Origin of the sequence: Kribbella sp. NPDC048915 (assembly GCF_040649595.1) — a bacterium.
Taxonomy (GTDB): Bacteria; Actinomycetota; Actinomycetes; order Propionibacteriales; family Kribbellaceae; genus Kribbella.
Window position 1 is genome coordinate 26,144 of record NZ_JBEZFT010000058.1, and the last position, 18,776, is coordinate 44,919.

General features: G+C 69.0%; 16 protein-coding genes. 9 read left to right on the forward strand and 7 right to left on the reverse strand.

The window, feature by feature from the left end; translation table 11 throughout:
• Window positions 1–56 precede the first annotated feature (56 nt).
• The 3 genes from AB0B82_RS25110 (at window position 57) to AB0B82_RS25120 (ending at window position 2,157) form a co-directional block, all read left to right on the forward strand.
• Window positions 57–941, forward strand: coding sequence for an ABC transporter ATP-binding protein (locus AB0B82_RS25110; protein ID WP_360173155.1), 885 nt, complete (start codon window positions 57–59; stop codon window positions 939–941).
• A gap of 27 nt (window positions 942–968) precedes the next feature.
• Window positions 969–1,775 (forward strand): ABC transporter permease, encoded by an 807-nt coding sequence (locus tag AB0B82_RS25115; protein WP_360173158.1) that lies wholly within the window; start codon window positions 969–971, stop codon window positions 1,773–1,775.
• A gap of 193 nt (window positions 1,776–1,968) precedes the next feature.
• Window positions 1,969–2,157: a DUF3073 domain-containing protein gene (locus AB0B82_RS25120; protein WP_360173161.1), complete on the forward strand. Its 189-nt coding sequence runs from the start codon at window positions 1,969–1,971 to the stop codon at window positions 2,155–2,157.
• Between the two features lie 209 nt (window positions 2,158–2,366).
• On the opposite strand, the gene purM is transcribed toward AB0B82_RS25120, so the two are convergent.
• The gene (gene purM, locus AB0B82_RS25125) at window positions 2,367–3,440 is read right to left on the reverse strand and encodes a phosphoribosylformylglycinamidine cyclo-ligase (protein ID WP_360173164.1); all 1,074 of its coding nucleotides are present in this window, start codon (window positions 3,438–3,440) and stop codon (window positions 2,367–2,369) included.
• 32 nt (window positions 3,441–3,472) lie between these two features.
• On the reverse strand, window positions 3,473–5,035 hold the full coding sequence (gene purF / locus AB0B82_RS25130; protein WP_360173167.1) for an amidophosphoribosyltransferase: 1,563 nt from the start codon (window positions 5,033–5,035) through the stop codon (window positions 3,473–3,475).
• A gap of 263 nt (window positions 5,036–5,298) precedes the next feature.
• On the opposite strand from purF, the gene AB0B82_RS25135 reads away from it, so the two are divergent.
• Window positions 5,299–6,282, forward strand: coding sequence for a LuxR C-terminal-related transcriptional regulator (locus AB0B82_RS25135; RefSeq protein WP_360173170.1), 984 nt, complete (start codon window positions 5,299–5,301; stop codon window positions 6,280–6,282).
• 1,188 nt (window positions 6,283–7,470) lie between these two features.
• Here AB0B82_RS25135 and AB0B82_RS25140 read toward each other — a convergent pair.
• From AB0B82_RS25140 to AB0B82_RS25155, 4 genes are read right to left on the reverse strand one after another with little or no spacing between them, the layout of a single operon-like run.
• Window positions 7,471–8,841, reverse strand: coding sequence for an NAD(P)(+) transhydrogenase (Re/Si-specific) subunit beta (locus tag AB0B82_RS25140; RefSeq protein ID WP_360173172.1), 1,371 nt, complete (start codon window positions 8,839–8,841; stop codon window positions 7,471–7,473).
• Window positions 8,838–9,143 carry an NAD(P) transhydrogenase subunit alpha gene (locus tag AB0B82_RS25145; protein ID WP_360173175.1) on the reverse strand — a complete coding sequence of 102 codons (306 nt, stop codon included), beginning with the start codon at window positions 9,141–9,143 and terminating at the stop codon, window positions 8,838–8,840. The genes AB0B82_RS25140 and AB0B82_RS25145 overlap by 4 nt, the downstream gene beginning before the upstream one ends.
• A 3-nt stretch (window positions 9,144–9,146) precedes the next feature.
• Window positions 9,147–10,268: an NAD(P) transhydrogenase subunit alpha gene (locus tag AB0B82_RS25150; RefSeq protein ID WP_360173177.1), complete on the reverse strand. Its 1,122-nt coding sequence runs from the start codon at window positions 10,266–10,268 to the stop codon at window positions 9,147–9,149.
• A 43-nt stretch (window positions 10,269–10,311) separates the two neighbouring features.
• Complete coding sequence (locus AB0B82_RS25155; protein ID WP_360173180.1) at window positions 10,312–11,646, reverse strand: dipeptidase; 1,335 nt, start codon at window positions 11,644–11,646, stop codon at window positions 10,312–10,314.
• Between the two features lie 119 nt (window positions 11,647–11,765).
• Between AB0B82_RS25155 and AB0B82_RS25160 the strand changes: the two genes are divergently transcribed.
• Window positions 11,766–12,710 carry a hypothetical protein gene (locus AB0B82_RS25160; RefSeq protein ID WP_360173183.1) on the forward strand — a complete coding sequence of 315 codons (945 nt, stop codon included), beginning with the start codon at window positions 11,766–11,768 and terminating at the stop codon, window positions 12,708–12,710.
• Here the strand turns inward: AB0B82_RS25160 and AB0B82_RS25165 are convergent.
• Window positions 12,707–14,116, reverse strand: coding sequence for a serine/threonine-protein kinase (locus AB0B82_RS25165; protein ID WP_360173186.1), 1,410 nt, complete (start codon window positions 14,114–14,116; stop codon window positions 12,707–12,709). The genes AB0B82_RS25160 and AB0B82_RS25165 overlap by 4 nt on opposite strands.
• 111 nt (window positions 14,117–14,227) lie before the next feature.
• On the opposite strand from AB0B82_RS25165, the gene AB0B82_RS25170 reads away from it, so the two are divergent.
• From AB0B82_RS25170 to AB0B82_RS25185, 4 genes are all read left to right on the forward strand, one after another.
• Complete coding sequence (locus AB0B82_RS25170; protein WP_360173189.1) at window positions 14,228–15,475, forward strand: hypothetical protein; 1,248 nt, start codon at window positions 14,228–14,230, stop codon at window positions 15,473–15,475.
• A gap of 101 nt (window positions 15,476–15,576) precedes the next feature.
• Complete coding sequence (locus AB0B82_RS25175; RefSeq protein WP_360173192.1) at window positions 15,577–16,740, forward strand: hypothetical protein; 1,164 nt, start codon at window positions 15,577–15,579, stop codon at window positions 16,738–16,740.
• A 55-nt stretch (window positions 16,741–16,795) separates the two neighbouring features.
• Window positions 16,796–17,533: a metallophosphoesterase family protein gene (locus tag AB0B82_RS25180; protein WP_360173194.1), complete on the forward strand. Its 738-nt coding sequence runs from the start codon at window positions 16,796–16,798 to the stop codon at window positions 17,531–17,533.
• A gap of 17 nt (window positions 17,534–17,550) precedes the next feature.
• Entirely contained in the window at window positions 17,551–18,681 is a 1,131-nt protein-coding gene (locus tag AB0B82_RS25185) for a histidine kinase (protein WP_360173197.1), read from the forward strand.
• Window positions 18,682–18,776 lie beyond the last annotated feature (95 nt).

Sequence of the window (18,776 nt, forward strand, 5' to 3'; positions counted from 1 at the left end):
CATCGACGCCGACCGTCCGATGTGTGACGGGGGTCCCCGACGGTTGACTCGGTGGCATGATCACCGTCGAGAACCTGACCAAGCGCTACGGCAGCACCACGGCTGTCCAGGACGTCTCCTTCACCGTCCGGCCCGGCAGCATCACCGGCTTCCTCGGGCCGAACGGCGCCGGCAAGTCCACGACGCTGCGGATGCTCACCGGCCTGACACCACCGACCTCCGGCCTCGCCACGATCGACGACCGGCGGTACGTCGACCTGCCGAATCCGGGCCGGGTCGTCGGGGTCATGCTCGACGCGGCAGCGCAGCACCCGGGCCGCACCGGCCGCGAGACGCTGCTGCTGAACGCGGGCCTGCTCGGCGCACCGAAGGCGCGTGTCGACGAGATGCTCGAAGCCGTCGGGCTGAGCCACGCCGCGAAGCGCCGCGTCGGGCAGTACTCGCTCGGCATGCGGCAGCGGCTCGGCATCGCGAGCGCGCTGCTCGGCGACCCCGCGGTCCTGATCCTCGACGAGCCCGCGAACGGTATGGACCCGGAGGGCATCCGGTGGATGCGCGGCCTGCTGCAGGACTTCGCCGCCCGGGGCGGCACGGTGATCCTGTCCAGCCACCTGCTCGGCGAGGTGCAGGCGACCGTCGACCGGCTGGTGGTCATCGGCAACGGGCGCATCGTCGCCGACGGACCGCTGGACCAACTGCTGGCCGGCTCCGGCACGCTCGTCCGCGGCCTCGACCCGGCGGGCCTGGCCGACGCCTTGAGCGCGGCCGGCCTGCAGCCCGAGTCGCTCCCGGACGGTTCGGTCCGCGTCGACGCCACCCCTGAGCAGGTCGGGCGGGCCGCCGCTGCTGCCGGCCAGATCCTTCTCGAGCTCCGCCAGAGCGACGGCGCCGGCCTGGAGGACCTGTTCTTCCAGTTGACCTCCGCGCCGGCCGCGGCCTGATCCCTTCCTCTTTCTCTGGAGACCGCTATGACCACCGTGACCGAAGCCGTTCCTCCGGCACCCGCCAAGCACCGAGACCAGGTGGCGACCAGCCTGCCGCCGGCGCGTGGACAGTCGTTCCTGAAGCTCGTCACCCTCGAGCTCCGCAAGTCCGTCGACACCCGCAGCGGCCGGGTCCTGATCGCCGCGATCCTGCTGCTCGCGGTCGCCGCGGTCGGCTGGCAACTCACGCACCTGCCCCGCGGGACCATCAACTTCGACGGCTTCCTCGCCGCCGCGACGTCCGGGCCGGTGATGATCCTGCCGGTCATCGGCGTGATGGCGATGACGTCCGAGTGGACGCAGCGGACCGCGCTGACCACGTTCACGCTGTCCCCGCGCCGGATCCGCGTCCAGCTGGCCAAGTTCGTCTCGGCGATCGTTCTCGGCGCGGTCGTGACCACCGGCGTCGTGGTTCTCGCGCTCGCCGGGACGGCGCTCGGCGGGGCGACCTCCGGCCGCGCGACGTCGTACGCCGGGATGGGCGGCGAGATCGCCGCCGGATACCTGACCGTCGCACTGAACGTGGTGATGGCCGCCGCCTTCGGTGCCGTGATCGCCCAGACCGCGGTCGCGATCCTGGTGTTCTACATCGCTCCGACCGCGTGGCGGCTGGCCGGGCCGGAGCTGTTCAAGGACAACGCGAACTGGCTGGACGTCTTCGGCGCCCTCGGCCGAATCGCGGAGCGGGATCTGCACGGAATGCTGCCCGAAACGCTCACCGCGATCGGGGTCTGGATCGTCCTGCCGACCCTCGTGGGACTGTGGGCAAGCTCACGTCGTGAGGTCAAGTAGCACCCGCGGACGCGGCGGAGCGGGCCGGTTCGAGGGGTCCGGACCCGTTCCGCTGCCGGTGATCGGACCTCTGCCAGGGGGCGGTGCGTGTGTCGATCCCAGGCTCCGGGTATTCTTGACCCACGATTACTGACGACTGATCCGTGGGCGCCACGCAGCGTACCCGGTTGACTTGTGCGAGGGGGTCGACGCTATGGGGCGCGGCCGTGCAAAGGCCAAGCAGACGAAGGTCGCACGCGACCTGAAGTACCGCACCTGGGACACCGACTTGGAGCAGCTCAAGCGCGAGCTGTCCGGTGAGCAGGGCGGCACCAGTTCTGCGAACGGCGACAACGACGGCGACGACTACTACGACGCCGACGACTACCACCCCCGTCGGTAAGCAACATCAGCCCGGCTGAACTGCTCAAGCGCCCCTCGGGTGCCTGAGCAGTTCACCGTGCGCCGACGTGCTCCACCACACCGGCATCACCCACCGCGGACGCTTCGGCGTACCCTCCGGACTGCCGGAACAGACGTGCGCCGGTCAGCGTGAGCGCACGTCTGGAGATCGCACGTCTGGAGATCGCACGACCGTTGAGCCAGCGCGGGCTACTCGGCGTACGTGCCTTCGAGGGTGACCGTGCCGCCGGGCGTTTCGGTGACCTCGCCGCAGACCCAGGCCGAGATGTCGCGGGCGGCCAGCGCCTCGATCGCGGCGTCCGCCGAGGACGGGTCGAGGACGGCGACCATGCCGACGCCCATGTTCAGCGTCTTCTCCAGCTCCGGCAGCGCGACATCGCCGAGCAGGCCGACGAGTCCGAAGATCGGCGCCGGCGTCCACGTCGAGCGGTCGATCCGTACGGTCAGCTCGTCCGGGATCACCCGCGCGAGGTTCGCCGCGAATCCGCCGCCGGTGATGTGCGACATCGCGTGCAGCGGCTTCGCGTCGGCACCGTTGAGCTCGCCGATCAGCTCGAGGCAGTGCTTGGCGTACACCCGGGTCGGGGTCAGCAGCACCTCGCCGAGCGTCGTCCCCAGCTCCGGCACGACTCGGTCGAGGTTCCACTTGGCCCGGTCGAAGAACACATGCCGCACCAGGCTGTACCCGTTCGAGTGCAGACCCGACGACGCCATCGCCACGACCACGTCACCCGCGCGCACCCGCTCCGCACCGAGCACCTCGTCGGCCTCGACGACACCGGTCGCCGCGCCCGCGACGTCGTACTCGTCCGGCTCCAGCAGCCCCGGGTGTTCGGCGGTCTCGCCGCCGACCAGCGCCGTACCGGCCTCGACACACGCCTCGGCGATGCCCTGCACGATCTGCGCGATCGTCTCCGGGACCACCTTGCCGGTGCAGATGTAGTCGGTCATGAACAGCGGCTCGGCGCCGCACACCACCAGGTCGTCGACGACCATGCCGACCAGGTCGAATCCGATCGTGTCGTGCTTACCGAGCTTCTGCGCGATCGCAACCTTGGTCCCGATCCCGTCGGTCGAGGTCGCCAGCAACGGCCGCCGGTACGACGTCAGCGCGCTTGCGTCGAACAGCCCGGCGAACCCGCCGAGCCCGCCGACCACCTCGGGGCGGGTCGCCTTCGCCACCCACTCCTTCATCAGCTCGACGGCCCGGTCACCGGCCTCGATGTCGACTCCGGCAGCGGCGTAGCTCGCGCCTTGACTCACGATCAGTTCTCCCTCTGAGGTTCGGCCGAGCGCTACGGCCGGGTCAGCGCGTCCGCGGCGCCACCGCCGCCGGACACCGTCGCCAGACCGTCCACATCGGTGGTCACCGGCAGCTCGAGCAGATGCTTGCCGAGGTGCTCCGGGTCGGGCAGGTCGACCGGGTACGCGCCGTCGAAGCAGGCCCGGCAGAGCCGCTCCTTCGGGACCGTGGTCGCCTCGACCAGACCGTCCAGACTGATGTACCCGAGCGAGTCGGCGCCCAGTGAGCGGCAGATCTCCTCGGTGTTCAGCCCGTTCGCGATCAGTTCGGCGCGGCTGGCGAAGTCGATGCCGTAGAAGCACGGCCACTTCACCGGCGGCGCGGTGATCCGGACGTGGATCTCGGTGGCGCCGGCTTCGCGCAGCATCCGGATGACGGCGCGTTGGGTGTTGCCGCGGACGATCGTGTCGTCCACCACGACCAGGCGCTTGCCCTCGATGACCTCACGCAGCGGGTTCAGCTTCAGGCGGATGCCGAGCTGGCGGATCGTCTGGCTCGGCTGGATGAACGTACGGCCGACGTACGCGTTCTTGACCAGGCCGGAACCGTACGGGATGCCGGACTCCTCGGCATACCCGATCGCGCCGGGCGTCCCGGACTCGGGCGTCGCGATCACCAGGTCGGCCTCGGCCGGGTGCTCGCGAGCAAGCCGACGGCCGATCTCGACGCGGGTCGAGTAGATCCGGCGGCCGGAGATCTGGGTGTCCGGGCGGGCCAGGTACACGAACTCGAACAAACAGCCCTTCGGGTCCGGTTCGGCGTACTTCGTCGAGCGCAGCCCGTCGGCGTCGATCGCGACGATCTCACCGGGCTCGACCTCGCGGATGAAGCTCGCGCCGACGATGTCCAGCGCGGCGGTCTCGCTGGCGATCACCCAGCCGCGCTCCAGCCGGCCGAGCACCAGCGGGCGGATACCCTGCGGGTCGCGGGCGCCGTACAGCGTGTTCTCGTCCATGAAGATCAGGCTGAACGCACCCTTGACCTTCGGCAGAATCTTCGCCGCGGCCTGCTCGATGGTGAGATCGGGGTAGCCGGCCAGCATCGACGTCAGGATGTCGGTGTCGCTCGAGGCGCCGTGCTTCGCGTTCGCCTTGGCATGGTCGACGTCGGCGTCCAGGCCAAGATCCAGGTTGCCCTCGCCGTTCAGGCTGGCGGCAAGCTCGCTGGTGTTGGTCAGGTTGCCGTTGTGCCCGAGCGCGATCGAGCCTGTCGCCGTACTGCGGAACGTCGGCTGCGCGTTCGCCCACACGCTGGACCCGGTGGTCGAGTACCGGCAGTGACCGATCGCGATGTGCCCGCGCAGCGACGCCAGCGTCGCCTCGTCGAACGCCTGGCTGACCAGGCCCATGTCCTTGTACACCAGGATCTGACTGCCGTTACTGACAGCGATCCCAGCCGACTCCTGCCCCCGGTGCTGGAGGGCGTAGAGCCCGAAGTAGGTAAGTTTGGCAACCTCTTCCCCCGGCGCCCAGACTCCGAAGACGCCACACGCGTCCTGCGGACCCAGGTCCTGCGGGTCGAGTTCCTGTGTCAGCCGACCATCGCCACGAGCCACACCGAGCAGTCTACGGGACGTCCAGAGCCCCACCGACCAACGTCTACCAGCAGACGCCACCCACGCCACAGGCCGGCATGTCATGTGTGGCCGCAGCGGGAAGTGTCGCTGCGACGAGAAGTCCCACGGACCCGATGGCTACGCTCAGCAACTTCTTGATCACTTTTCGCCCTTTCGAAATAATCCGGTCCCGACCGTTGTGTCCCCTTTATCGACGTTGTCTGGATATGGTCGGTTCCGACAAGTTCTGGAGGAGAGGGATCGTGCTGGAGCCGCTGGGGGTGGACGAAGCCACTTTCGCGGTGTATCACGCCCTTCTCAGCCACCCAGACAGTACGCCCGAGCAGATCGCGAAGCTAGTAGATCGCTCGACCGGCGAGGTCGAAGCGCTGATGGACAAGCTCCGCAGCCTGGATCTTCTGGTGCCGACCTGGACGAATCCGGACGGCGAGCATGCAGTTCATCCTCGCGTTGGGCTGACAGGCCTCGCGGAACGCCGCCGAGCCGAACTCAACAAGGCACTCCTCCAACTGAAGGAGGCGGAGGCCTCCGCGGAGGTCATCGCCGAGCAGTACAACGAGTTGCTGACATCGCGCTCCAGCGGCGATGTCGAAGTGCTCAAAGGACGCGCGAACGCTTCGCGCCGCATCGAAGAACTCGCGCTGAAGGCCAAGAACGGCTTCTGGGGCCTCGTACCGGCGCACTTCGATGACACCGTTCCCTCATCGGACCGTTCTCCCGACTTCGAGTTGCTGGAGCGCGGGCTCAGGATGCGAACCGTGTACCTCCAGAGCATGACCGTGTCGAAGCAGGCACTCGAGTACGTCGAGACCGTCCACCGGCTCGGCGGCGAGGTCCGAGTCACGCCGACCTTGCCGATGCGCCTGTTGCTTTTTGATCAAGAGATCGCGGTCATGCCGATGGATCCGGAGAACCCGACGGCCGGAGCGGTCATCCACCGCACGCCGGCAGTGGTCGCTGTCGCCGTCGCATTGTTCGATGCCTATTGGTCTCGAGCCACGGACCTTTTCGACCCGAGCGACCGCGACGGTGAGGCACCGCTCACACCTCACGAAGCCGAAGTACTGCGGCTGCTGGCCGGCGGGGCCAAGGACGAGCAGGTGGCGCGGTTGCTGGGGATCTCGTTGCGTACCGCGCGGCGGATCACCGCGAACTTGTCGGAGCGCCTGAACGCCGCCAGCCGCTTCGAGCTCGGGGTGGCCGCGGCCAAGCGCGGCTGGGTCTGACGGTCTTGTTCGATTCTCTGGGCCAATGAGGGCCAGGAACTCGCGAATTAACGAATGCAACGGCTCCGCCCCAAGCGCTCGATATGGGGCCTGATGCAGGATTCGGATCCAGCGCAGTGGAAGCCGGCACACCAGGTCGACGTAGGCGCATCGCATCAAGACCCCCGGGCCTCCCGTCGTACACATCTCGTGGCAGAAGACAATGCGCCGTGGGTGTGAACAGGTTATTGCCTGTGCTCAGGAACCAGATCTCGCTCGCACCCCCGTTCTCCTGTGCGCGCCCCAAGTCTCCTGTCCACACCCCCGGTCTCCTGTACGCACCCTCGACGTCCTGTACGCACCCTCGACGTCCTGTCCACACCCTCGACGTCCTGTCCAAACCCTCGACGTCCTGTCCAAACCCTCGGCGTCCGGTGAGAACCCCCGGCGTTCGCCTTCCCTCGGTACATATCTCGGGGCGGGGGCCAGTTCGCGGTGGGGTTGAACAGGTTATTGCCTGTGCCCAGGCACCAGATCCTGTTCACACCCCCGCCGCCTGGTCACCCCGACGACCTCCTACACCAACCCCGGCGCGACGCACGCCGTACCAACCCGGCGCAGGTACCGCTGCACCAATCCGGCGCAGGTACCGCCGCACCAATCCGGCGCAGGTACCGCCGCACCAACCTGCTGTCGTCCGTCGACCAATACCGACGAACCACGGCGCTCACCTTCCGCCAGTTCTCGGGGCGGGGAACAGTTCGCGGTGGGGTTGAACAGGTTATTGCCTGTGCTCAGGCACCAGATCCTGTTCACACCCCCGCCCGCCTGGTCACCCCGACGACCTCCTACGCCAACCCCGGCGCGACGCCCGCCGTACCAACCCGGCGCAGGTACCGCCGCACCAACCTGCTGTCGTCCGTCGACCAATACCGACTAACCACGGCGCTCACCTTCCGCCAGTTCTCGGGGCGGGGCCAGTTCGCGGTGGGGTTGAACAGGTTATTGCCTGTGCTCAGGCACCAGATCCTGTTCACACGCCCGGGTTCCTGTTCACACGCCCGAGTTCCTGTTCACACGCCCGGGTTCCTGTTCACACCCCCGGGTTCCTGTTCACACGCCCGGGCTCCGGTTCCTGTCCACCCCCCGGGTTCCTGGCCACACGCCCTGGTTCCTGTCCACGCCCCCGGCTTCCCGGCGCGGGGCTGGCTACACCGTTTTCAGGGCGTTGAGGAGTTTGGTGAGGGTTTCTCGGGCGTCGCCGAACAGGAGGGTGGTTTTGGGGTCGTAGAGGAGTTCGTTCTCGATGCCGGCGAAGCCGGGGCGCATGGAGCGTTTGAGGAAGATGACGCGTTGGGCTTCGTCGGCGTTCAGGATCGGCATGCCGTAGATGGGGGCCGACGGGGTGGTGCGGGCGGCGGGGTTGACGACGTCGTTGGCGCCGACGACGAGGACGACGTCGGTGGTTTTGAAGTCGCCGTTGATGTCGTCCATTTCGCGCAGCTGCTCGTACGGGACCTGGGCCTCGGCGAGCAGCACGTTCATGTGACCGGGCATTCGGCCGGCGACTGGGTGGATGGCGTAGTCGACCTTCACGCCGCGGCCCTGCAGTTCTTCGACCAGGTCGCGGAGTGTGTGCTGGGCTTGGGCGACGGCAAGGCCGTAGCCGGGCACGATGATGACCTTGTTCGCGTACCCGAGCAGGATCGCGACGTCCTCGGGTCCGGAGGTGATGACCGGCCGTTCGGACGCCGTACCGCCGCCGAGGGTGGAGCCGCCGCGGACCGCGCCGAAGAGGATGTTGAAGACGGACCGGCCCATCGCGTCGGCCATCAGCTTCGTCAGCAACGTACCGGCGGCGCCGACCAGCGTGCCCGCGACCAGCAGCAGCGTGTTGCCGAGGACGTAACCGCCGGCGGCGACGGTGAGGCCGGTGAAGGCGTTCAGCAGCGAGATGACGATCGGTACGTCGGCGCCGCCGACCGGAAGGACGAGCATGACGCCGATCGCGAGACCGAGCAGGCACAGCAGTACGCCGACCCACACGCGCGGATCGGAAACGAGCCAGACCGAGAGGGCGATACCGCCGAGCAGGGCGGCGATGAAGATCACCGGGAGACCCGGGAACGTCACCGGACGCGTCGTCATCAGCTCCTGCAGCTTGGCGAAGGTGATCACCGAGCCGGAGAAGCTGACCGCGCCGACGAGGATCGTGAACGCGGTGGCGATCGCCGCGACCGTCGCGTCGGCCGAGACCTCACCGAGCTCGAGCAGCGCGACCAGAGCCGCCGCGCCGCCGCCGACACCGTTGAACAGGGCAACGAGTTGCGGCATCTGGGTCATCTGCACGCGCCGCGATCCGACGACGCCGCCGACGGTACCGATGCCGAGCGCGATCAGGATCGGCGCCAGGTGATCGGGTTTGTAGGCGATGAAGGTGATGACCACCGCGAGCACCGCGCCGGCGGCACCGATCAGGTTGCCGGTGCGCGCGCTGCGAGGCGACGACAACGCCTTCAGCGCGACGATGAAGCAGACCGCGGCGACCAGATAGCCGATCTGGGCCCAGGTGGGGATCACTTCTGCAGCTCCTTCTTGCGCGCCCCCGGACCTTTGAACATCTCCAGCATCCGGTCGGTGACCACGAAGCCGCCGACCATGTTGACCGTGGCGAGTACGACCGCCAGCAGCCCGACGATCACCACCGGCGTGGATTCGGCGGCGCCGGTGACGATGATGGCGCCGACCAGGATGACGCCGTGGATCGCGTTCGCGCCGGACATCAGCGGGGTGTGCAGGGTCGAGGAGACCTTGCTGATCACCTCGACCCCGACGAACGCCGCCAGCACGAAGATCGTCAGCAGGGCTATCGACTCAGACATGGCTCAGGCCTGTCCCTTCAGGAGCTCGCGGGTGGGCTCGTGCAGCACGGTGCCGTCGTGGGTGACGCAGCAGCCGCGGACGATCTCGTCGTCGAAGTCCGGGTCGAAGGCGGCGTTGCGCGTCATCAGCCGGATCAGGTTGGCGATGTTCTGGCCGTACAGCCGGGACGCCGGGCCGGCCATCTGCGACGGGACGTTCGCCCCGCCCCAGACCAGTGCGCCGCCGATGGTCAGCTCGGTGCCGGCGACCGAACCCTCGACGTTGCCGCCCTGCTCCGAGGCCAGGTCGACGACGACCGAACCGGGCTTCATCTGCTCGACCATCGAGCGCGTCACCAGCAGCGGCGCGGTCCGGCCCGGTACGGCGGCGGTCGTGATCACGGCGTCCGCGGCCGCGACGTACGGCGCCAGCAGGTCGCGCTGGAGCTGCGCGCGCTCGGGCGTCATCTCACGGGCGTAGCCGCCGGGGCCGTCGAGGGTCCCGATCTCGAGCTCGATCGGTACGGCGCCCATCGACGCGATCTCCTCCGCGGCGGCGGCGCGGACGTCGTACGCCTTGACCACCGCGCCGAGCCGCTTCGCGGTGGCGATCGCCTGCAGGCCGGCCACGCCGGCGCCGAGCACCAGGACCTGGGCCGGCGGGACGGTACCGGCCGCGGTCATGTTCAGCGGGAAGAACCGCGGCAGCCGTTCGGCGGCAACGATCGCGGCCCGGTACCCGGCGACCAGCGCCTGCGAGGACAGCGCGTCCATCGACTGGGCCCGGGAGATCCGCGGGATGAGTTCCATCGCGAACGCCGTCAGCTTGGCCCGGGTTGCGGTCCGGACCACGTCGGGCGGGTTCGTCGGCAGGAACGACATCAGCGCCGTACCGGCGTGCAACCGCTGCAGGCGTTCGCGTTCCAGCGGCTGCACCGAGACCACGATCGTGGCCGCGTGGTCGGCGCCCCAGGCCACCTCGGCTCCGGCTTCGCGGTACTGGTCGTCGGAGAACAGCGCCCGCTCGCCGGCGGCCGGTTCGACCGCGACCTCGTAGCCGAACTCGATCAGTTTCGCGACTTGTTCCGGCACCAGCGCGACCCGGCGCTCGGCCGGTCTGGTCTCCCGTACGACTGCGATCTTCACTCGCCGAAACCTATGCCAAACTGTGGGTCGCCGGAAAGCCTCATCAGGCTTGGTTTGCCAGGTTCTGCAGCAGCAGGGCCTCGGCGAGGCACACCTTGCGGAACTCCGCGAGGTGCAGCCCCTCGTCGATGCCGTGGGCCCGGGTGTCGGGGTCCTCGACACCGGTGACCAGGATCGCGGCCTGCGGGAACGCCTGCTGGAACTCGGCGATGAACGGGATCGAGCCGCCCATTCCCATGTCGATCGGCTCGACGCCCCACGCTTCCTGGAACGCTGCCCGCGCGGCTTCGTACCCGGCGCCGCGGGCGTTCACGCTGCACGGCTGACCGTTCTGTCCTTCGGTCACGGTGACCTGGGCGCCCCACGGCGCGTTGTTCTCCAGGTGGGTGCGCAGCGCGGCGCTCGCCTTGACGGCGTCGTCGCCCGGCGCGACCCGCAGACTGATCTTCGCCCGCGCGGCCGGGACGAGGGTGTTGCTCGCCTCCGCGACCGACGGCGCGTCGATGCCGACGATCGCGATCGCGGGCCGCGTCCACAGCCGGTCGACCAGCGATCCCGAGCCGGTCAGCCGGACCGAGTCGAGGACCGAGGACTCGGCGCGCAGCCGGTCCTCCGGGTACTCGACGTCGGCGGCGCGCGACGCGTGCAGGCCGTCGACCGCGACGTCGCCCTTGTCGTCGTGCAGGGTCGCGAGCAGCCGGCACAGCGCCGACAGTGCGTCCGGGATCGGTCCGCCGAACAGACCCGAGTGGACGGCGTGGTCGAGCGTCCGCACCTCGACGTACGCCTCGACCAGGCCGCGCAGCGACACGGTCAACGCCGGACGGCCGATGTCCCAGTTGCCGGAGTCGGCGATCACGATCGCGTCCGCGGCGAGCTCCTCGGAGTACTCGTCGAGCAGCTGCAGCAGCGTCGGCGAACCGATCTCCTCCTCGCCCTCGACGAACACCGTCACGCCCACCGGCAGGTCGTTGCCGAAGGCCCGTACGGCGGCCAGGTGCGCCGCGATGCCGGCCTTGTCGTCGGCGGCGCCGCGCCCGTACAGCCGGTCGCCGCGCTCGGTCGGCTCGAACGGGTCGGAGGTCCACTGCTCGACCGGTCCGGTCGGCTGGACGTCGTGGTGCGCGTACAGCAGGACGGTCGGCCGCCCGGCCGGCGCGGGCTTCTTCGCGATCACGGCCGGCGCACCGTCGTTCACCCGGACGATCTTCGTCTCGAATCCCTCGGCCGTGAACAACGCCGCGGTCGCTTCCGCGGAGCGCTGGACGTCGGCCGCACGGGCCGGTTCGTAGCTGACCGACGGGATCCGGATGAGGTCCTCGAGGTCGGCACGGACGCTGGGCAGAACGCGGTCGATCGCCGCTGACAGATCGGTCATGCGACAACCGTACGGCGTCCGTTCCGCGAACCGACGCGCAGTGGGCCCTCGCACGTAACTCATTGGCGATCTACTCTGAAAATCTCGTAGGTTTTCGCCCACAACCGAAGAGGCCCGCCATGGTCAAGCGCCCCCTTGCCATCGTTCTCACCGTCCTCGCCGCGACCCTCACGACGGTCACCAGCGCCACCCCGGCGCAGGCTGCGATCAGTTGCGACACCTCCACCAGCGGCGGATCGACCTTCTACGACGGCCCGTCCGCGTCGTACAAGTACGACGCCCGGTTCAGCAACAGCGCGAGCATCCCCAACCTCGCTACGCACACCCCGCAAGGCGCCGGCACCTGGTACAACTGGGACGGCTCCGGCAAGAACCTGATCCTGATCGGCTCCTACCGCGCGGGCGCCGACTCGCAGATCTACGGCATCGACCCGTCCACCGGCTCCACGGTCGGCGTGGTCGCGATCGCGGAGTCCCACGTCGGCGGCATCACCGTCAGCAAGGGCTGGGCGTTCGTGTCCGGTCAGGGCAGCAGCATTCGCAAGTACCGGCTGACAGATCTGCGCGCGGCGTTGAAGGCGGCCGGTACGCCGTACCTCGCGCAGGTCGGTACGGCGCGAGACGTGGCCGGATCGTCGTTCATGGGGAGCTACGGCGACTCGTTGTTCTCCGGGACGTTCAACGCAGACGGCCGCGGCACCATGTACGAGTACAAGATCGCCGACGACGGCACACTGACCACGGTCGCCGGCGCCTGGGAGATCCCGACCAAGACGCAAGGCCTGACGGTCACCGCGAACCACTTCATCTACAGCACGTCGTACGGACGCGGGAACCGCAGCAACATCTACGTGGTGAAGCGCGGCCAGAAGGACCTGGACGCGGCCAAGCTGAGCTGCTTCCGCGCGCCGAGCATGACCGAAGGCATCACCGAGCTCAACGGGACCGCGTACCTGGTCTACGAATCCGGCTCACACCTGTACGCGCCGGACCCGGCCACGTTGAACGTCATCCCCCGGATGCACAAGGCAACCATCTCGTCGCTGACGTCGCTGGTGCCTTAGGAGTACTTCGCGGAGTCCAGCACTTTTTGGCGTTGAATCGCGTTGTCGTCACGCACCTGCACGCGTAGCAGGTGCGCGTCGTCAACCCTCTTGTACTGCTCCAGCACGGTCGGTACGCCGCTGCAGGTGTACCGGAACGTGACGACATCCTCGCCATCGCGCTCAGGATCACCTCCGGTGCAGCCGCCCGGAGGCGTTGCGCTGGTCGGCAGCGCGGTTGCGTCGACCAGTCCGACGAACACCCCTTCGGTCTCCGGATTGCTCGTCCAGGTGGACGTGTCCTTGCTGACCAGCAGTGAGTTCTCGGCAGTCGCCTGCTCGCCCCACTGGCGTGGCACCTCCACGGACAGCCGTCCGTGCTCCACCTTCACCGGCCGCGTCAAGACGTACTGATACCCGCCGTACCCGCCACCAGCCGCCAGCACCACTGCAGCGAGTGCGGTGATCACGCCGGCCCGCCGACGCCGCTGGGGCTTCACGGCGACGGTGGACTGGTTCGCACTGGCCAGCGCCGTCTCCTGGTCCACCTGCCCGGTTGGGGTGCTCGGAGCGGGCATCTCTGCAGCCGGTACGAGTCCGGCCGGGACCTTGCCCGTGGTGTGTGCCTCACGCAGCGCGTTGAGGAAGCTGTCGAGGTCCGGCCACCGCTTGTCCCGCTCCGGCTCGAGAGCACGCCGTACGACGACGTCGATCGCGTCCGGGACGTCGTCGCGCAGGGTGAGCATCGACGGCGGCGGGGCGTCGATCTGCATCACCGCACCGAGGCTCGCGACCCCGTGCGGCGCCTGACCGGTGAAGGCGGCGTACGCGACCGCTCCGAGTGAATACAGGTCGGCGCGGTGGTCCAGGCGCTCGCCCATCACCTGTTCCGGAGCGACGTACGCCGGGGTGCCGCCGGGCATCGTGATGCGGGAGACCTCGGACAATGCCTTGCCGAGCCCGAGGTCGGACAGCATCGCGCGGTCGCCGTTCGGGTCGGTGCGGAACAAGACGTTGGCCGGTTTCACGTCCCGGTGCAGGACGCCGCGGGCATGCAGGTGTTTGAGGCCGCGGCCGACCTGGTTGATGATCCGGACCGCCTCGGCCTGGTCGAGCGGACCGGCCTTGATCCGGTCCGCGAGCGTGCCGCCGTCGGCGTAGGTGAGCACCATGAACGGGCGGCCGTCGTCGGCCTCGCCGATGTCGTGCACGCCGACGACGTACAGCGAGTCGACCTTGCGCAGAAACCGGCCCTCGGCCAGGAACCGCCGGCGGACGTCCTCGTCCTCGACCCAGTTCTCGGACAGGATCTTGATCGCGACCTCGGCGTCCAACTGCTCGTCACGTGCCAGCCAAACGGTCGCGAAACCTCCGGCACCCACCCGGCGGACCAGGGAGTACCGGCCGATCCGGGGTGGCTGGTCCATGGCGTAATTATGCTTGATCCGTCCTGCGACTCGTTCGCCGCACCGAACAAACCGCAGCCCACCGGCGTCAGACGGTCAAGATTCACCGGGGGGAACGAGAAAGGGCCGACGATGCGGCACATCAACAGACGACTGGTCGTCATGGTCAGCGCGATCGCGGTCGCCGCCATCGCGATCGGGGGCAGTTTGGCGTACCGGACGGGTCCGGCCGAGGCGGAGGGCAACGCGGCGCCGCTGACCGGATCGCCCACTCCGGCGCCGACTCCGAGCGCCACGCCGACACCGGCACCACCCGCGGCGGCCCCGACGGCGACCCCGGCCACGGTTGCGCCGCGGACGCCCTCGACGAAACCGCCGGCGAAGAGCACCAAGCCACCGGAGCCCCCGACCACGACGTCGCTCACCGGGCCGACGCACGTGACGTTGAACGTCTCCAAGCTGCCGCGCGGGCGGGCGCCCCAGGTGCCGTATCTCGTCGACCGGGAGATCCGCGGCGGGTCCGCGAGCGCGGTCACGGTGCCGGGGACCGGTGGGGTGATCGCGATCGGCCGCCTCGAGCACGACACGCTGGCGGTCGTCTCGCTGAACCGCGACGTGAACAGCGGCACCGAGCTGCTGCGCCTGCAGAACGGCACGGTGCGCCGTACGCCGGGTGTCACGTCGCTGGTGACCACGCGTGACCAGAGCGCAGCGGCGTACGCGGCGTCCCGGATCAGCTCGCTCGGCGCGCAGACCAAGGGCGGGACGGTGTACGCCGAGACCTATCACTCGGTGAAATCGCTGAAGCTCCCGGAGAGCTGGAACGTCGAGGTGCTGGCGTTTGCCGACGGCAAGGTGTACTTCCGATCCGCGGCCACCGAGCGCGGCCAGCGGTCCCTGTACGCATGGACCCCGGGCGCATCGGCCGCGGTCAAGGTCAAGAGCGTGCCGTCGCCGACCGCCGTGTCCGCGAACGGCCGGTACGCCGCCGCGATGGAGTCGCTGACCGACGCCGGCAGCTGCTCGAGTGTCGTCGAGATCGCCACCGGGCGGCGGCTGTTCCGGACCTGCGACAACGTGCTCACCGCGTTCAACCCGAGCGGCTCCACGGTGACCGGCGGCCCGGCGTACCAGGACGGGTACTGCGACCTCATGAACGGCGCCCTGGACGTCTCCGGCAAGCTGCTGCGCGAGTGGAAGGGCTGTTTCCACCAGGCGGAGTTCGAGGACGACCAGCACGTCCTGATGGTGGCCGTGGCCGAGGGCGGCGGCGGGGACCCGGGGACGAAGAGCGCGATCGTCCGGTGCACGATCACGACCGGTGAGTGCGAGCTCGCCACGCCGATCAGCACCGACAAGACCCTGCGCATCGGCACCTGATCCAACCAATCGGACCTGTCCGACGTCGAAACAGTAGACCGGAACAACAGACAGAACGAACAGGACCAGCGGGGCTGGCCCGGAGGGACAGGGGAGACTCGATGCGGCACACGAACAGGCGACTCGTGATCCTGGTGGCGGTGCTCGCCGTGGCCGCGGTGGCCACCGGCGGTGCACTGGCCTACAGCCAGGGACCGCGCGTCGCCGACACCGCCGACACCGCCGCCCCGCTGTCGAGCACGCAGCCCAAGCCGACCCCCGCCGTCCCCGCCGCGTCGACGTCCACCAAGCCGACTCCGTCGAAGGCGACCACGACGAAGACCGGTCCGACGAAGACGAAACTCGTCCTGAGCAAGCTGCCCAGCGGCCGCGCGCCGCAGGTCGCCTATTTGGCCGGCCGAACGGTCCGGGGCGGCGCCGGGCCGGACATCACGATCCCCGGCACCAGCCAGATCCAGGCGGTGGCCCGGCTCGGTTCGTCGGCACTCGCCGTGGTCAGCAAGGACGCCGGTACCGAGATGCTGACCGTCGACAGCGAGGGCAAGGTCACCCGCCGGACGCCCGACGTCACTCAGATCGTCACCACCGAGGACGGCTCCGCCGCGGCGTACGTCGCCACGCGGACGAAGGACACCGGTGAGGACCTGCCCGGCGTGACCGTGTACGTCGAGGGCTACCAGAACCAGACGGTCGAGGCCGAGAAGGTCACGGTGCCGGGCGTCTGGAACACCGCACTGCTCAGCTTCGTCAACGGCAAGGTGTACTTCGACGCCTCGACAAAGCAGGACGGCGAAAGCACCCTCTACGAGTGGACGCCGGGTGAGTCGAAGGCGACGCAGCTCAAGTCGATCCCGCGGGCGATGGCCGTGTCCAGCACCGGTACGGCGGGTTCGCTGACCAGCCTGGCCGACCAGAACAGCTGCAGCAGCCTGCTGTCCGTCCCGGACGGCAAGCGCCTGTGGCGCACGTGCGAGTACCAGATCCTCGGCTTCACCCCGGACGGCGCCACTGCGATCGCCGGCCCGATCTACCAGGACGGCTACGGCAGCGGCATCGCAGCCGTGCTGGACGCCAAGAAGGGCACGCTCCTGCACGAGTGGAGCGGGGTGTTCCGTCAATGGATCCCGGAGGACGACCAGCACCTGCTGCTGCTCGCCGACGACGGTGAGGCGACCCCTGCCTCGATCGTCCGGTGCTCGGTCGAGACAGGCGCCTGCGAGCTGGCGACGCCGCTCGCCAAGGGTCAGCTACTGATCGGCGGCTGATCTGCCCTGGGCAGATCAGCCTGCACTACAAGGGCTTTCAGGGCAGACTGCCCGTATGACTTCAGTAGCTGTGCTGGCTGATATCCACGGTGTGCTGCCTGCTCTGGAGGCGGTGCTGCGGGAGCCGGAGGTGCAGTCCGCCGACCTGATCGTGCTGGCCGGGGACATCGCCAGCGGACCGCAACCTGTCGAGACGCTGGACGTGCTGACTGGTCTGGGCGACCGGGTGGTGTGGGTACGCGGCAACGCGGACCGTGAGCTGGTGCAAATGGCCCGCGGGCAGTTCGACGAGGAGCCGCCGGACGCGGTGAGCCCCTGGGCCGCCGAGCAGCTACGGCCGGACCAGGTGGACCTGCTGGCCGGCCTGCCGACCACCGTGACGATCGGGGACGTGCTGTACTGCCACGCCACCCCGCGTGACGACGAGGAGGTCGTGCTGGTGGACAGCCCGATCTCCCGGTGGACCGAGGTGTTCCAGGACCTGCCCGCCGAGGTCAGGACGGTCGTCTGCGGACACACGCACATGCCGTTCGCCCGTCAGGTCGACCGACGGCTGGTGGTGAACGCGGGCAGCGTCGGGATGCCGTACGGCGCTCCCGGTCCGAGCTGGGCGCTTCTCAACGACAACGGCGTACAGCTGTGCAGGGCACCGCTCGACGCGGCTGCGGCCGCGGACCGGATCGTCAGCGAGTCGGCGTACCCCGGGCGTGCGGAGTGGGTCGCCGAGTACCTGCTGAGCAACTACTCCGACACGGAGGCGCTCGAGGCGTTCAGGCCGCGCGCGGCCGGCTGAGCGGTTACCGTCATGGGGTGTTCGCGCGGCGGAGGAAGCATTTCGGGACTCCGGCCGACAAGGCGACGTACGCGACCCTGCATACCGCCTCGTTGGCCAGCCCCTACCTGCGTGAGGGACTGACACCAGCCGCGGCAGGCAAGGCCAGCCGCCACCTGCGGGACCTCCTGGGTACGACGGCCATCGCCATCTGCGACGCGTCCGCGGTCCTCGCCTGGGACGGCATCGGCGGACCGTACGAGAGCAACCATCGCCGCGACGCCAAGGACCTCGCCGGTCCCACACTGCGCTCCGGCCGTACGGCGGTGCTCGGCGCGCACGACGTGGCGTGCGGCGATCCGCAGTGCCCGATCCGTACGGCGGTGGTGGCTCCGATCGTCACCGAGGAGCACGTGGTCGCCGTACTGGTCGCGTACAGCCACAACACGTCGGCGGCGCTGGTCAGAGCGACCGAGGAGGTCGCCAGGTGGGTGTCCGGCCAGGTGGAGCTCGCGGAGCTCAACAAGGAGCGCACCCGCGCGATGGAGGCGGAGCTGCGTGCGCTGCGCGCCCAGATCAGCCCGCACTTCATCTACAACGCGCTGGCAGCCATAGCGTCGTTCGTCCGCACCGACCCGGAGCGGGCGCGGGAGCTGCTGCTGGAGTTCGCCGACTTCTCGCGGTACGCGCTGCGACGGGGTGGTGAGTTCACCACGCTCGCGGACGAGCTGCGCAATGTGGAGCGCTATCTGGTGCTGGAGCAGGCCCGCTTCGGTGACCGGCTCAAGGTGTCGCTGCAGATCGCCCCTGAGGTGCTGCCGGTGGTCATCCCGTTCCTGGTCGTTCAGCCGCTGGTGGAGAACGCCGTACGGCACGGGCTGGAGGGTACGACGGGGGTCGGCCACATCACGATCCGCGCCCGGGACCAGATCAACGAAGCGGAGATCAGCGTTGAGGACGACGGGTCCGGCAGCGACCCCGAGGTGATCCGGGCCGCCCTGGCCGGCGAGTCGGGTAGCGACTCCGTCGGCCTCGCGAACGTCGACGCGCGGCTCCGGCAGGTGTACGGCGACGCGTACGGGCTGGTCGTGGAGACGGCCGTGGACGCCGGTACCAAGGTCATCTTCCGGATTCCCAAATACTCGTCGGGAGTGCATGCGTCCCCTTAGCCTCGATGTTTCGTCTGGGTTGTTGGTGGGTTGCTGATGGTTGTTGTTGTGGGTGGGGGTTGTGTGGGCGTGGTTGGCCGCCGGCGCTGGTGCCG

What these genes read in the sequence shown, in the direction of transcription:
- AB0B82_RS25180 (WP_360173194.1), top strand. Translation starts at nt 16,796, where the DNA reads ATGACTTCAGTAGCTGTGCTGGCTGATATCCACGGTGTGCTGCCTGCT.
- AB0B82_RS25160 (WP_360173183.1), top strand. Translation starts at nt 11,766, where the DNA reads ATGGTCAAGCGCCCCCTTGCCATCGTTCTCACCGTCCTCGCCGCGACC.
- AB0B82_RS25175 (WP_360173192.1), top strand. Translation starts at nt 15,577, where the DNA reads ATGCGGCACACGAACAGGCGACTCGTGATCCTGGTGGCGGTGCTCGCC.
- AB0B82_RS25155 (WP_360173180.1), bottom strand. Translation starts at nt 11,646, where the DNA reads ATGACCGATCTGTCAGCGGCGATCGACCGCGTTCTGCCCAGCGTCCGT.
- AB0B82_RS25170 (WP_360173189.1), top strand. Translation starts at nt 14,228, where the DNA reads ATGCGGCACATCAACAGACGACTGGTCGTCATGGTCAGCGCGATCGCG.
- AB0B82_RS25120 (WP_360173161.1), top strand. Translation starts at nt 1,969, where the DNA reads ATGGGGCGCGGCCGTGCAAAGGCCAAGCAGACGAAGGTCGCACGCGAC.
- AB0B82_RS25115 (WP_360173158.1), top strand. Translation starts at nt 969, where the DNA reads ATGACCACCGTGACCGAAGCCGTTCCTCCGGCACCCGCCAAGCACCGA.
- AB0B82_RS25165 (WP_360173186.1), bottom strand. Translation starts at nt 14,116, where the DNA reads ATGGACCAGCCACCCCGGATCGGCCGGTACTCCCTGGTCCGCCGGGTG.
- AB0B82_RS25145 (WP_360173175.1), bottom strand. Translation starts at nt 9,143, where the DNA reads ATGTCTGAGTCGATAGCCCTGCTGACGATCTTCGTGCTGGCGGCGTTC.
- AB0B82_RS25110 (WP_360173155.1), top strand. Translation starts at nt 57, where the DNA reads ATGATCACCGTCGAGAACCTGACCAAGCGCTACGGCAGCACCACGGCT.